This window comes from Pollutimonas rozaliensis (assembly GCF_048751585.1).
Taxonomy (GTDB): Bacteria; Pseudomonadota; Gammaproteobacteria; order Burkholderiales; family Burkholderiaceae_B.
Map to the genome: position 1 here is coordinate 45,726 of NZ_JAZHOB010000010.1, position 13,823 is coordinate 59,548.

At 61.4% G+C, this 13,823-nt stretch carries 12 protein-coding genes; 6 read left to right on the forward strand and 6 right to left on the reverse strand.

The window, feature by feature from the left end; all coding sequences use genetic code 11:
- The first annotated feature begins 38 nt into the window (after positions 1-38).
- Genes V0R37_RS18400 through mnmA form a run of 5 tightly spaced genes read left to right on the forward strand, consistent with a single transcriptional unit; the run spans position 39 to position 6,472 of the window.
- On the forward strand, positions 39-1,451 hold the full coding sequence (locus V0R37_RS18400) for an FAD-binding oxidoreductase (protein ID WP_420375922.1): 1,413 nt from the start codon (positions 39-41) through the stop codon (positions 1,449-1,451).
- 44 nt (positions 1,452-1,495) lie between these two features.
- Positions 1,496-2,989: an FAD-linked oxidase C-terminal domain-containing protein gene (locus V0R37_RS18405; protein WP_420375923.1), complete on the forward strand. Its 1,494-nt coding sequence runs from the start codon at positions 1,496-1,498 to the stop codon at positions 2,987-2,989.
- A gap of 9 nt (positions 2,990-2,998) precedes the next feature.
- Positions 2,999-4,099 (forward strand): glycolate oxidase subunit GlcE, encoded by a 1,101-nt coding sequence (gene glcE / locus V0R37_RS18410; protein WP_420375924.1) that lies wholly within the window; start codon positions 2,999-3,001, stop codon positions 4,097-4,099.
- A gap of 9 nt (positions 4,100-4,108) precedes the next feature.
- Positions 4,109-5,347, forward strand: a complete 1,239-nt coding sequence (gene glcF, locus V0R37_RS18415; RefSeq protein WP_420375925.1) for a glycolate oxidase subunit GlcF — start codon at positions 4,109-4,111, stop codon at positions 5,345-5,347.
- 9 nt (positions 5,348-5,356) lie between these two features.
- Positions 5,357-6,472 carry a tRNA 2-thiouridine(34) synthase MnmA gene (gene mnmA, locus V0R37_RS18420; protein WP_420375926.1) on the forward strand — a complete coding sequence of 372 codons (1,116 nt, stop codon included), beginning with the start codon at positions 5,357-5,359 and terminating at the stop codon, positions 6,470-6,472.
- Between the two features lie 79 nt (positions 6,473-6,551).
- On the opposite strand, the gene V0R37_RS18425 is transcribed toward mnmA, so the two are convergent.
- From V0R37_RS18425 to V0R37_RS18450, 6 genes are all read right to left on the reverse strand, one after another.
- Positions 6,552-7,361, reverse strand: a complete 810-nt coding sequence (locus V0R37_RS18425) for a sulfite exporter TauE/SafE family protein (RefSeq protein WP_420375927.1) — start codon at positions 7,359-7,361, stop codon at positions 6,552-6,554.
- Between the two features lie 134 nt (positions 7,362-7,495).
- On the reverse strand, positions 7,496-8,494 hold the full coding sequence (locus V0R37_RS18430; protein WP_420375928.1) for an asparaginase: 999 nt from the start codon (positions 8,492-8,494) through the stop codon (positions 7,496-7,498).
- Between the two features lie 84 nt (positions 8,495-8,578).
- On the reverse strand, positions 8,579-9,556 hold the full coding sequence (locus V0R37_RS18435) for a Bug family tripartite tricarboxylate transporter substrate binding protein (protein WP_420375929.1): 978 nt from the start codon (positions 9,554-9,556) through the stop codon (positions 8,579-8,581).
- A 42-nt stretch (positions 9,557-9,598) separates the two neighbouring features.
- A complete protein-coding gene (locus V0R37_RS18440) occupies positions 9,599-10,681 on the reverse strand; it encodes a CobW family GTP-binding protein (protein WP_420375930.1) in 1,083 nt (360 codons plus the stop codon).
- A gap of 2 nt (positions 10,682-10,683) precedes the next feature.
- Positions 10,684-11,910, reverse strand: a complete 1,227-nt coding sequence (locus V0R37_RS18445; protein WP_420375931.1) for an LVIVD repeat-containing protein — start codon at positions 11,908-11,910, stop codon at positions 10,684-10,686.
- 13 nt (positions 11,911-11,923) lie between these two features.
- Positions 11,924-12,841: a polysaccharide deacetylase family protein gene (locus V0R37_RS18450; RefSeq protein WP_420375932.1), complete on the reverse strand. Its 918-nt coding sequence runs from the start codon at positions 12,839-12,841 to the stop codon at positions 11,924-11,926.
- A 115-nt stretch (positions 12,842-12,956) separates the two neighbouring features.
- On the opposite strand from V0R37_RS18450, the gene V0R37_RS18455 reads away from it, so the two are divergent.
- Positions 12,957-13,757: an IclR family transcriptional regulator gene (locus V0R37_RS18455; RefSeq protein WP_420375933.1), complete on the forward strand. Its 801-nt coding sequence runs from the start codon at positions 12,957-12,959 to the stop codon at positions 13,755-13,757.
- Positions 13,758-13,823 lie beyond the last annotated feature (66 nt).

Sequence of the window (13,823 nt, forward strand, 5' to 3'; positions counted from 1 at the left end):
ATCAAGATGGAAACATCGGAAAGTTAAGGAGTCCAGGCATGAATGCCCCCGTCGTTACGCAAGCCATGCGCCGCATGATTCCCGCTGGCTTTCTCGAAGCGCTTCAAGAGCAGTTCGGCTCCCGGTTCTCCACGGCCCACGCCGTGTGCGAGCATCACGGACGCGACGAGTCTCCTTATCCGCCCATGCTGCCGGACGGCGTGGTTTTCGCCCTCAGCACCGAAGATGTGGCTTGGGTGGCGCGGCATTGCCATCGGCATAAAGTGCCTTTGATACCGTTTGGCGTGGGCTCCTCGCTGGAGGGCCACCTGCTGGCCATACAAGGCGGCATCAGCCTGGACCTGTCAGGCATGAACCAGTTGGTGGCCGTGCATCCGGGCGATTTCACCGCCACGGTGCAGGCGGGCGTCACCCGCAAGCAGTTGAACGACGAGATTCGCGATACCGGCTTGTTTTTCCCGATCGATCCAGGGGCCGACGCCAGCCTGGGCGGCATGGCGGCCACGCGCGCCTCGGGCACCAATGCGGTTCGCTACGGAACCATGCGCGAGAACGTCATGTCGCTGAAAGTCGTGACCGCGGATGGCCGCGTCATCGAGACGGCGAACCGGGCCAGGAAATCGTCCGCCGGTTACGATCTGACGCGTATCTTTGTGGGCAGCGAAGGCACCCTGGGCATCATTACCGAAGTCACCGTTCGCCTGTACCCGCAACCCGAGGCCATATCGGCCGCCATCTGCAACTTCCCCACGCTGGATGCCGCCGTGCAGAGCGTTATCGAGGTCATACAGATGGGCGTGCCGGTGGCGCGCGTGGAGTTCATGGATGCCTGGGCGGTCAAGGCCACCAATGCCTACAGCAAGCTGGCCCTGAAGGAATCGTCGCTCTTGCTGTTCGAATTCCACGGCAGTCCGGCCGGCGTCAAAGAGCAGGCCGAGATCGTGCAAAGCATTACCCACGATAACGGCGGCATGGACTTCGAATGGGCCGACAGGCCCGAAGATCGCAGCCGGCTATGGACAGCCCGCCACAATGCTTATTTCGCGGGCTTGCAATTACGCCCGGGCTGCCGCTCCAGCACCACCGATGTATGCGTGCCCATTTCACGATTGGCCGAGTGCGTATCCGAGACGGCGGCCGAATTGGACCGTGCAAGTTTTCCCTATACCATCGTGGGCCATGTCGGCGACGGCAACTTCCATGTGCTGATGCTGCTGGACCCCGACAACCCCCAGGAATGGGAGGAATCCGAAAGGCTTAACCAGCGCCTGGTGGAGCGCGCCATCCAAATGGATGGAACTTGCACCGGCGAACATGGCGTGGGCCTGCATAAAATGGAATTCATGCTTGCCGAGCATGGCCAGGATGCCCTGGACTTGATGGACAGCCTGAAAAAGGCGTTCGATCCGCACAATATCCTGAATCCGGGTAAGATCATCCCGCACGTATAAATGCGCCTGCGCCGGAAGGGGCGCAGCAATAACAAAAGAGACACATGAACGATACTTCGATAGCGCCGGCGCAGGGGACTTTGCCGGACTTTGCAGGCCTTATCGCTCGGATCAGGCACAGCGTGCCCCAGCATTGCATATTGACCAAGGTTGAGGATACCCGGCCTTACGAGTGCGACGGCCTCTCGCTGTACCGGGCCTTGCCGCCGGTGGTCGTACTGCCCGAGACCGAAGAGCAGGTTGTGGCGGTTTTGCAGGCTTGCAAGGCCTTCAATATTCCCATCGTCGCCCGCGGCGCGGGCACCGGCCTTTCGGGCGGCGCCATGCCGCACGCGCAAGGCATTTTGCTGGGCTTGGCCAAGCTCAACCGAATCCAAAAAATCGACCCCAAAACGGCAACGGCGGTGGTCCAGCCCGGCGTGCGCAACCTGGCCATATCCGAGGCCGCCGCGCCCTACGGTTTGTATTACGCGCCGGATCCATCCAGCCAGATAGCTTGTTCGATCGGCGGCAACGTCGCCGAAAACTCCGGCGGAGTGCATTGCCTGAAATACGGCCTGACCGTGCACAACATCCTGCGGGTCCGCGTGGTGACCATAGACGGCGATGTCCTGGAGCTGGGCTCCGAAGCGCCGGACAGTCCCGGGCTGGATCTGCTGGCGGCCTTCATCGGTTCCGAAGGCATGCTGGGCGTTGTTACGGAAGTCACCGTCAAGCTGATACCCAAGCCGACCTGCGCACGCGTCATCATGGCCAGTTTTTCCAGTGTCGAGACGGCCGGCCAGGCCGTCACCAACGTCATTGCCGCCGGCATCATCCCCGCTGGCCTCGAGATGATGGACAAGCGGGCTGTCCACATGGTCGAACCGTTCGTCAATGCCGGCTACGACCTGGACGCCGCCGCCATCCTGCTGTGCGAATCGGACGGCACCGACGAAGAAGTCGATGACGAAATCGCGCGCATGCAGGCGGTTTTCCAGCAGGCCGGCGCAACCCGGCTGCAGGTATCCAGCTCCGAGGAGGAAAGGCTGCTTTTTTGGGCGGGCCGCAAAAACGCCTTTCCGGCCGCGGGGCGTGTATCGCCCGATTACTATTGCATGGACGGCACGATTCCGCGCCGCCATCTGGGGCGTGTGCTGAGCGCCATCGAGCAAATGGAAGACGAGTACGGCCTGCGTTGCGCCAACGTCTTCCATGCGGGCGACGGCAATCTGCACCCCCTGATCCTGTTCGATTCCAACCAGCCCAATGAAGTCGAACGCGCCGAGAAATTCGGCGCGGCCATTCTGGAACTTTGCGTGCAGGTCGGCGGTACGATTACCGGTGAGCATGGGGTGGGCCTGGAAAAGATCAACCAGATGTGTGTGCAGTTCACCCGTGAAGAGCTGGATTTCTTCAGCGCCCTGAAAAAGGCTTTCGATCCCTATGGGCTGCTGAACCCCGAAAAGCTCATCCCGACGCTGGTGCGTTGCGCCGAGTACGGCAAGATGCATGTTCACAGCGGTGAAATCCGCTTTCCCGATCTGCCTCGTTTTTAAGGATCAAGCATGGATTTCGCGTTATCCGAACTTTCGCAGCAAGTGATGGCCGCTCGCGGAGCCGAGCGTCCCGTTTACATACGGGGCGGCGGAACCAAGAATTTCTATGGCGAGCCTTTCGACGGCGAAGCCATCCCCGACTTTGCCGTGCTGGACCTGTCCGGCTATCACGGCATAGTCAACTACCAACCCTCCGAGCTCGTGGTCACCGTCAAGGCAGGCACGCTGCTCAGCGACCTTGAAAAAGTGCTGGACGAGCAGAACCAGATGCTGGCCTTCGAGCCCCCGCGTTTTGGCGCGGCTTCCACCATAGGTGGCTGTGTGGCTAGCGGACTCTCCGGTCCCAGGCGCATGGCGGCCGGCAGTGTGCGCGACTTCGTGCTGGGGGCCAAGCTGCTGGACTCATCGGGGCTTACCCTGAGCTTCGGCGGCGAGGTAATGAAAAACGTAGCGGGCTATGATGTTTCGCGGCTGCTGGCCGGCTCGATGGGCATCTTCGGCGCGCTCATCGAAGTCTCCATCAAGGTCGCGCCCAAGCCTTTCCAGGAAAAAACCGTATTGATCGAGGTCGATGAGGATGGCGCCCTGGAGTATTTCAATACATGGCGAGGCCTGCCCCTGCCCATTACCGGGACGGCCTGGCTCGCGCAGCCCGATGTGCCCGGGGGACTGTTGCATGTGCGGCTGTCGGGCAGCGAGCCCGCGGTATTGAACGGCATCAAAAGGCTGGGCGGCGATGTGCTGCCCGAGCCGGCGGCGCGGGCGTTCTGGGACAGCATGCGCGACCAGACTCATCCTTTCTTCCAGGCGCGGCCTTTGTGGCGCGTGGCGCTGCCGCCCCAAGCCCCGGCGTTGGAAGCCGGCTCGACGCTGATTGAATGGAATGGAGGGCAGCGCTGGGTCTGCGCCGTCGATTCCCCCGCCGACTTCCGTGCCGCCATCGCCCGGCGCGGCGGGCATGCGACCCTGTTCCGTTTCGATTCCAGGCCGGCCAATGTGCCTGTATTCCACCCCCTGGAGTCCGGCCTGAAGAATATCAATCGGCGCCTGAAGCAGGAGCTCGACCCGGTGGGTATATTTAATCCTAAACGCCTGTTTCCCGATTTTTGAGAGTAAACCGTGCAAACAAATCTAGCGTCTTGGGCGCAGGAATCCGAGCTGGGGCAGGATGCCGATGAAATACTGCGCCGCTGCGTGCATTGTGGTTTTTGCCTGGCCACCTGTCCCACCTATCAAATACTGGGCGATGAGCGCGACAGCCCGCGCGGGCGCATCTACCTGATCAAGCAGGTGCTGGAAGGCGTGGAGCCAACCGCCGCCACGCAAGAGCACCTGGACCGTTGCCTGACATGCAGAAACTGCGAAACCACCTGTCCTTCGGGCGTGGAGTACGGCGCCCTGGTCGATATCGGACGCAATCTGGTCGACCAACGGGTCGAGCGGCCGCTTGCCCAGCGGATGACGCGCGCGCTGCTGCGCCGCATGCTGAACTCTCGCTTGTTCGGCCCGGCGCTGGCCCTGGGCCGCATGCTGCGCCCCGTGCTGCCCACTGTATTAAAAAACAAGATTCCATCCTTCCGGCCAGCGGGCGCCGTCCCGTCGAACGGGGCGCGCCACGCGCGCCAGGTCCTGATGCTGGCCGGCTGTGTGCAGCCGGCCATGATGCCCGCCATCGATGCCGCCACCATACGTGTCCTTGACGCGCTGGACATAGGTACCCGGGTTGTTCCGGGCGCCGGCTGTTGCGGGGCGATCAATTTCCACCTGGATGCACAAGAGGCCGCGCTTGATCAGATGCGCGCCAATATCGACGCATGGCTGCCGCTGCTAGATAGCGGCCAGGCTGAATGCATCATCATGAACGCATCCGGTTGCGGCGCCATGGTCAGGGAATATGCGCATCATCTGCGCCACGATCCCGATTATGTTGCCAAGGCGCTGCGCCTGGTCGACAAAGTGCGCGATGTGGCCGAGGTCGTCGCCCCCCACGCGGCCCAGCTCAAAGCCAGGCTGGACGGCTTGCCGGGCAAGACGGCGTTTCATCCGCCATGCACTTTGCAGCATTGGCAGGGGCTGCGCGGCGTCAGCGAACGCATGCTGGCCGACCTGGGCTTTTCGATGCAGCCCTTCACCGAATCGCATCTGTGCTGCGGCTCGGCCGGCACTTATTCGGTTACCCAGCCCGAATTGGCCAAATCCTTGCGCGACCGCAAGCTTGACGCCATACAGGCAACGCAGCCCGATTGCATCGTTTCATCCAATATAGGGTGCATCACGCATTTGCAAAGCGGCACGGAAATTCCCGTGCGCCACTGGGTGGAAATCGTCGATCAGGCCTTGTCCCGCGCCAGCGTCTAAAATACGGGAATGTCTAAAACATCTGTATCGAAAGGACGCGTCGTGGTCGGCATGTCCGGCGGGGTCGATTCCTCGGTCACCGCGTGGTTGCTGAAAGAGCAGGGCTACGACGTGCTGGGCCTGTTCATGAAGAACTGGGAAGACGATGACGACTCGGAGTATTGCTCCACACGGCAGGATTGGCTGGACGCCGCCAGTGTGGCGGACCTGATCGGTGTCGACATCGAAGCCGTGAATTTCGCGGCCGAGTACAAAGACCGGGTCTTTGCCGATTTCCTGCGCGAGTATTCCGCCGGCCGTACGCCCAACCCCGACGTCCTGTGCAATGCCGAAATCAAGTTCAAGGCCTTCCTGGACCATGCCATGGCGCTGGGCGCGGAGCATATCGCCACCGGCCACTACGCCCGTGTGCGCGGCGTCCAGACGGCCAGCGGCTCGCAATATCAATTGCTGAAGGCGCTGGACCTGACCAAGGACCAAAGCTATTTCCTGCACAGATTGAATCAGCAGCAACTGGCCAGGACGCTATTCCCCTTGGGCGAAATCCCCAAGACCGAAGTCAGGCGCATTGCGCAGTCCTTGCAACTGCCGAATGCCGCCAAGAAAGATTCGACCGGCATTTGCTTCATTGGCGAACGGCCTTTCCGCGAGTTCCTGAATCGTTACCTGCCCACCAAGCCCGGCCCCATCAAGACGCCCGAGGGCCAAGTGCTGGGCCAGCATCAGGGCTTGTCCTTTTACACGCTGGGCCAGCGCAAAGGCCTGGGTATAGGCGGGGTAAAAGGACAGCAGCGCGACGATGGCACGGCCGACGCCTGGTATACGGCTCGCAAGGATCTGGAAAGCAACACCTTGTATGTGGTGCAGGGGCACGACCATCCTTGGCTATTGGGCCAGAGCCTGCGGGCGCAGGATGCCAGTTGGGTGGCCGGCCATCCGCCGGAGCCGGGCGAATATTCGGCAAAAACCCGCTATAGGCAGGCCGATTCGGCCTGTGTCCTGGAAGGCATTGCCGACGATGCCTTCTCTTTGTCGTTCGCCGAGAACCAATGGGCGGTCACGCCTGGGCAATCCGCCGTGCTCTATGCCGGCGATGTCTGCCTGGGCGGCGGTATTATCGTCTAGGTGGATCGGGGCGGAAAGGCGCCGGAGCTTCAAACGCATGGCAGGCCGCCGGAATCGGCGCGCCTGCATGTGCGTTTCATCAGGCGTTGATGCCTTTCAAGAACATATAGATGGCCAGGGCGTACAGCATGCCGGCAAAGACACGCTTGAGCTTCTTGACGGGAAGGTTATGGGCGGCCTTGGCTCCCAGGGGAGCGGTAAAAACGCTGGCTGCCGCAATCAATCCCAGAGCCGGCAGTGAAATATAGCCGAACGCGCCCGCCGGCAGGCCGGTAACGGACATGCCCGAAACGATATAGCCGGCCACATTGGCCACGGCAATGGGAAAGCCCAGTGCGGCGCTGGTGGCCACGGCTGTATGGATGGCGATGTTGCACCAGGCCATGAAGGGGACGCTTATGAAACCGCCTCCCGCGCCGACCAGGCCCGAAAAAAAACCGATGACTCCGCCCGCAAGCAACTGCCCGCCGGTGCCCGGCATCTGGCGTGTGGGTGGCGGCTTCTTGTCCAGGAACATCTGCGTGGCTGAAAAGGCGACGAAGACGCCGAAGAAGATGGCCAGATAAGCGCCCTTGAGCACGGAGAATACCCCTACGCTGCCTATCATGCTGCCGATGACAATGCCGGGAGCGAGCTTGCGCACGATATCCCAGCGCACCGCGCCGCGTTTATGGTGGGCCCGGACGCTGGAGATGGATGTGAAAATGATGACTGCCATGGACGTGGCAATAGCCATTTTGACCGCCAGCTCGCTGTCCACGCCTTGCAACGAGAACATGAAGGTAAGGAATGGGACAAGGACCATGCCTCCGCCTATTCCGAGCAGCCCGGCCAGGAAGCCGCTGCCGATTCCAAGTAGAAGTAGTTCGATGATGTGGAAGGTATTCATAAGCTTATGCTGGGTCGGCGTGGCGCCGAAGTGGCTGGGCGCTTAGCCAATAAAAAGAATGCCCCTGGCAGGCAGTGCCAGGTACCGGAATAAAAGCACCGGTATCATGACACATTCCGCCGTTTAAGGTGGCGTCAAGCTTGCAGATTGCTGAAACGCTTGAATTGAAGGCGTATGCCCTCGGCCGTTTCATTGCTCCCCATTAATGTCCCAAGCAGAAGGCGCGCCTTCAATGCGTCAAGCAGGCCGGCTGGTATCAAGCCCCGGTTTATCAGGTCGATTTCCGAGCCCGGGAATCCGTATGTATTGGTGAACACGGGTCCAGCTGGCGTTCGTACGGCAAGCACGACCGGCATTTTTTCCACCAGGTCGGACAGCTCCGGAACCCAGCTTTGCGGAACGTGTCCTGCGCCCATCGCTTCGATGACAGCTCCGGCATAACCCATGCCGGGCAAGGCGCCAAGCAGGCGGCCGTCATCGCCCAGGCATGCCTTGACGATTGCGATGTCCGGCAAGGCGCCGGGTCGGGATATCGCAAGACGGGGCATGGCGGGGGATGAGGTGAACAGCACGCGCTGCTCGCAAACCAATCCGACGGGGCCGGCGCTGGGCGACATGAAGGAGGATGTCAGGCCGGTATGTCCCTTTCGGATAAAGGCGGCGGCATGCACCTCGTCGTTCAGCACGACCAGGGTGCCGCGGCCGGCGGCATGGGGCGAGCCGGCCACCACGATCGAGGCCAGCAGGTTGGCGGGGCCGTCAGCGCCGGCTGCCTGGGCGCCGCGCATGGCGCCCGTGACGATAACCGGTTTCTTGTCGGCGACGAGCAGGTCGAGCAGGAAGGACGTTTCCTCGATGGTGTCCGTGCCCTGGATGACGATGGCGCCATCGATGCCGCCGTCGAACCGTTGTTGAATCAGCTGCGCGAGGTCCACGATATGGTTCGTTGTCAGTGAAGCGCCGGGCATGCTGCTGAAGGTCAGGGCCTCGATGTCGGCTTGCTGCCCAATTTGGGGAACGGCGTTAAGGAGATCGGCGGCGGTGAGCGTAGGCGCGATGCCTTTCGACCCCTGGCCGCTGGTCATGGTGATGGTGCCGCCGGTGGAAACAACAATGAGCTTGGGCTTGGACATACGGTGGATTCTATGTTTGATGGTTGCTGTATATGCTGTAAGGGGCGCGCCAGGGCGCCCCTGGTCCCTGGGCTGCCTGCCCGGTCAATCTATGGTGATGCCGGTTTCCTGTACGACCTTGCCGTAGCGGGATATTTCCGACTCCAGCAGCTTTGCGATTTCCGCAGGCGGGGTATTCAGCGGCTTGGCGCCCAGATTGCCAAAGGTCTGGATTATCTTGGGACTTTGCACGGCTTTGCCGAAGGCCTCGTTCAGACGGGACACGATCTCGTTGGGCATGCCTGCAGGCCCCAGGATTCCGCTGTACAGCGTGAGTTCGGCGGCGGGTACACCTGCTTCGCGGATGGTGGGAACATCGGGCAATGCATCGATGCGGTCGGGGGTGCTGACGGCCAGAGCGCGCAACTTGCCGGCCTTGACCTGCGTAATGGCGGGAGGCATGCTGCTGAATGCATATTCGATGTCTCCGGAAATGATGGAAGTCACCAGCGGCGCGCTGCCCTTGTAGGGAATATGAACGATGTCGTTCTTGACGGCCTTGTTCATCATTTCGCTGGCTAGATGGATGATGGTGCCGTTTCCGGACGAGCCATAGGAATAGGCGCCGGGTTTCTCTTGTATGCGGCTATTCAATTCTTTGACGGTCTTGACGGGTGACTTCGCATTGATCACCAACAACAAGGGGGTGGACGACACCATCGCCACCGGGGTGAAGTCCTTGATGGTGTCGTAGGGCAGCTTCTTGTAAAGGCTGGCGTTGATCGCATGCGTGGTCAGGTCCTGGAACAGCAGCGTATAGCCGTCCGCTTTGGAGCGCGCCACGACATCCGACGCAATGGTCGTACCCGCGCCGGGACGGTTCTCCACCACGATGGTCTGCCCCAGTACTGTGGATGCTTCGCTGGCGACGGCTCGCGCCACGACGTCGGAAATGCCTCCGGGCGGGAAACCCACGACCATGCGTATGGGCTGCGTGGGATAGCTGCCCTGTGCCAGCACAGGGCTGGCCGCCAGCGCCAGGGCGCAAAGCAAGGGTCGGGAAAGTCGTGCAATTTTTTTCATGTATGTCTCCGGTTATAGCAACGTAAAAGTTGAGGGGGTAGGTTATTTGGCGAGCGCCTGCAGGGATTGCCAGTAGCCTTCGATCTGCGCGCGCTCGAGATTGCGGGCGATGAATACCAGCGCCGATTGCCCGGTTCCACCCGGGTCGCGCTCCAGAGCCACGGGCCGATCGTAGACATGGCATACGCCCTGGATCAGTTGCGCTTGGCTCTCGCCTTCGAAATAGACGATGCCTTTCACGCGTAGAAGGTCCTGGCCCCGCAGGCGCAGCAGCGTGGACATGAACAAATCGAACAAGGAGCGATCAAGCGGCGCATCAAAACGCAGGGCGAAGCTGGCGATGCCGGCGGGATGGATGGAGCGCTGCCGGGCAAGATAGGCGCCCTCGGCGCCTGGCGAGGCGGTTTCATCGGACGGCCGCCCGTCGGACGCGTCGTTTTGCCTGAGAGCGTGAATATCGCCGAACAGGCCGCCGGCATTTCCCGGCAGGAAGGCGGGATGATCGAACGGCGTGGCATTGGCCAGCAAGGCAATGTCGATATCGCCCTGCGTTGCGGCGATGCCGTTGGCATAGCTATTGATCGAGCGCGCCCAGGCCCAGGCGGCGTCGGCCTGGATGGGCGTGGACAGGTCGGACTTGCTCAGGATGATCAGGTCGGCTGCCGCCACCTGCGCGTCGGCTATGGCCTGTGCGGCCTGGCGCGCCTGTGCATTGACCGGGTCGATCAAGGCGACGACGTGGGCAAGCCGATAATCGCGTGCCAGCGGGCCGTCGCCATACAATGTTTGGGCGATGGGGCCCGGTTCCGCAAGGCCGCTGGTCTCGATGATGACGCGGTCGAAGCTGGGCAGTTCCCCGCGATATCGACGCATGCCCAGGTCGACGAGCAGCGCCTGAAGGTCGCCGCGCAGTTGGCAGCACATGCAGCCGTTATCGAGCAGCACCGTCTCGTCATCGGATCGCTCGAGCAACTGGTGATCTATGCCGATTTCGCCGATCTCGTTGACGATGAGCATGGAATTCGATAGCTCGGGCGTGGCCAGTACTTTCTTGAGCAGGGTGGTCTTGCCGCTGCCCAGAAAGCCCGATACGACAATGACGGGTGTGCGTGCATCCGTCCGCATGGCTACACCGTCATTTCGATTGCATACAGTCCGCCCGCATGGCGGTCGACGGCGAATACGATGCCGCGGTCGTCGACGAACACGTCGTTGAACTGTATGGAACCGGCCGGCGAGCCCGCCGGCGCGTCCGGCACGAAATAAGCGACCTCCTGCGGGCTGTAGGGATCGCGGATATCGTAGGCCCGTATGCCGCCGTTGAAGTATGAGCACACGAGAATGTCTTCTGATTTCCAGGATCCCGGCACCGGCGTGTTTTCGTGCACATTGTGCGCGCCGTAGCGGCCGCCCCTTTGCTTGTGTATTTCCACCGGCGGCATGGGCAGCGTGGATATGCTGATCGGATGCTTTTCGTCGCTTATGTCCACGAGCCAGACCAGCTTGGGCCAGTCCGCGGCGTTGTCCTGCACGGTTTCATCGCTGACCACCATCAAATTGCGCCCGAACAGCGGCAGCGCGGTATGCGTGAAGCCCTTGAATGGCGGGGAGTTCATGAATCGTGAGATCGGTCTGGGATTGCTCAGGTCCGATATGTCCATGATGAATGCGCCGCCATCCAGGTAACCCAGGTAGCAGCGGTCGGGCCGTTGCGGGTAGACGTTGGTGTTGTGGGCGCGGAAGCCCGAATCGAATTCCGGAGCAAGGCGCTCGGGGGGCGGAGCATCGTCGCCTTGCATGGTTCCCGGCAGGTGCCAGCGTCCTATGGCCTTGGGCGAAGTCGGATTGCTGACGTCGACTATGCGATAGACCTGGTCATCCTTGGGGTTGTGTGGAACCAATTCGGGATCGCCGCAAGCCATGTGGACTGTCGTGCCGTCCACGAACCAAAGGCAGTGCGCGCCACGGGAGTGGGGAGCGGAGGCGTCGAAGTGAGACAGCAACCGGGGCTTCTCGGGCTGGCTGATGTCGAAGAGATCGAATCCCGCGGGCTTGAGACCTGGCTGGCTGACCTGGTAGGCCACCGCCATGAGATTGCCGCTGATTTCCAGCGAGTTCGAACGTACATTGGCGTGCGGAAGATCGGTTTGGACCAGTACGCGCGGATGACGGGGGTCGGAGACGTCGACGGCGGTGAAATTCTTGGGTGCGCCTTCGTGCGCCAGCCACAGGACACGCCGCCCATCCGGCAGGCACTGCATGGCAATGCCTTCGCCTACGCCGCCGAAACCGCCCAGGGTGTCTTGCGATAGCAGGCGCATGTTGCGCTGCTGAGGATAAAAGGTTTTTTGCATACCTTGGGTTTCCTTAAGATTGAGCGGTTGCCGAGCCGGATTCGACGGGACTGGCCTTGTCGTACCATTCCAGTATCTGTTTGCCGGTCATGAAGCGGACGCCTTCATGTCCAGCTATGTATGTCAGAGCGTTCTCCAGGTGCTTGATGCGATGGGGGACGCCGCTGAGGAAAGGGTGGACGGCAATCGCCATCACGCGGACACGTTCTTCGCCTTCCATGTACAGGCGATCGAAGCTGTCTCGTACGCGCGTATAGAACTCTTCGGAGCGATGGTGCTGAACCGCCATCATGGGAACATCGTTGAGTTCCACGGAGTAGGGCATGGCGACCATCGGGCCGGTGGCCGTCTTCAGGCGGCACGGTTCGTCGTCCAGGACCCAGTCGCCGATATACCGTATGCCGGCCGCATGAAGCAGATCGACGCTGTCCAGGGTTTCGGTCAGTCCGGGGCCTAGCCAGCCAACGGGAGCATTGCCCGTGAAACCGCGTATGGCGTCCACCGTCTTGGCGATCATTTCAGCCTGGTCGTCGACCGCGTGCGTCGGCATCTGGATATAGCCGTGCCCCATGAATTCCCAACCGGCGTCATGCGCCGCCTGAGCCACCCGCGGGTAGCTGGAGCACACCATGCCATTGATGGAAAGCGTCGGGACGACGCCCAGCTTATCGAACAAGGCCTTCATGCGCCAGAATCCCACCCGCATGCCATATTCATGCCAGGCCCAATTGGGCACGTCGGGAAAGGGCGTGACGCCGGTAGGCGCCGGCAATACCTGACGGGCCATGGGACGGGCAATGTCCCAGTGCTCCACATTGACGATAGGCCACACGATAATGCGGGCGTTTTCGGGGCGGCTTAAAGGCGGGCGATCGATGATGGCCGAATAAGGCAACCGTTCGGCAGGTGTTGTGGGGAAATTTTCATTCATAATATGGAAGTTTTCTAAGTGCGGTAATATGGATGGCAAGTATTTTTGAATCAATGCCATCAATCTAGATAGCTGCTACGGCAGTGTCAATGCCTATTCTTTGTAATTCCACTATATGGATAATTTGCTTGAAGCGGGACCCGCTGGCCGGGCGGCCGTGCCCGGGACCCAGGCCATCCGCCGCTTGGTCGATGTGCTGAAGGTGCTGGCGGAATACCAGGAAGCCGGTCTGCGATTTGTCGAAGTGGCCGAGCTTTGCGGCCTGCAGCAGCCGACGGCCCATCGCATGCTGAAAGCCTTGCAGGCGGAGCAGATGGTGGAGCGTGATGCCGCCACTCGCCGCTATCGGCTGGGCCCGCTGGCGTTCGAGCTGGGCATTGCGGCCGCGCCGCAGTTCAATTTGCTGGAGATGAGCGCGCCGTCACTGCGCAGGCTGGCCGAGGAAAGCGGCGACACCGCTTTCCTGTTCATCCGCCGAGGCAACGATGCCGTTTGCATTGATCGCGTCCTGGGTCACTACTCCATTCAGACTCCGGTTGTAACCATAGGCAGCAGGCAGCCGCTGGGCGTCAATGCGGGCGGACTGGCCATGTTGCTGGCCTTGTCTTCGTCCGAAGTCGATACGATTCTGGCTTCGGTGGCGATGCGGCTGGGCGTGTACGGCAACTGCGACGAAGCCGACATTCGCAGGCTGGTGGCGCGTGGGCGGGAGCTGGGCTACGCCAGCATCGGTGAAATGGCCGTTCCCGGCGTTACCGCCATGGGCTTGGCCGTTATAACGCAATTCGGATCCCCCGCAGCCGCCCTTACCATGGCCGCGACGACCAGCCGTATGACGCCGCAACGGCAGGCGGAGCTTCTTCCCGTGCTGCGGGCCGAGGTGGACCTGTTGGCCGGCCTGCTGTACCGGCGCTAGCTTGTCTGTAGCCAAGACGATCCGGCCGGAAAACGCTTGCGCTTTCCGACCGGATCATGCGGACCA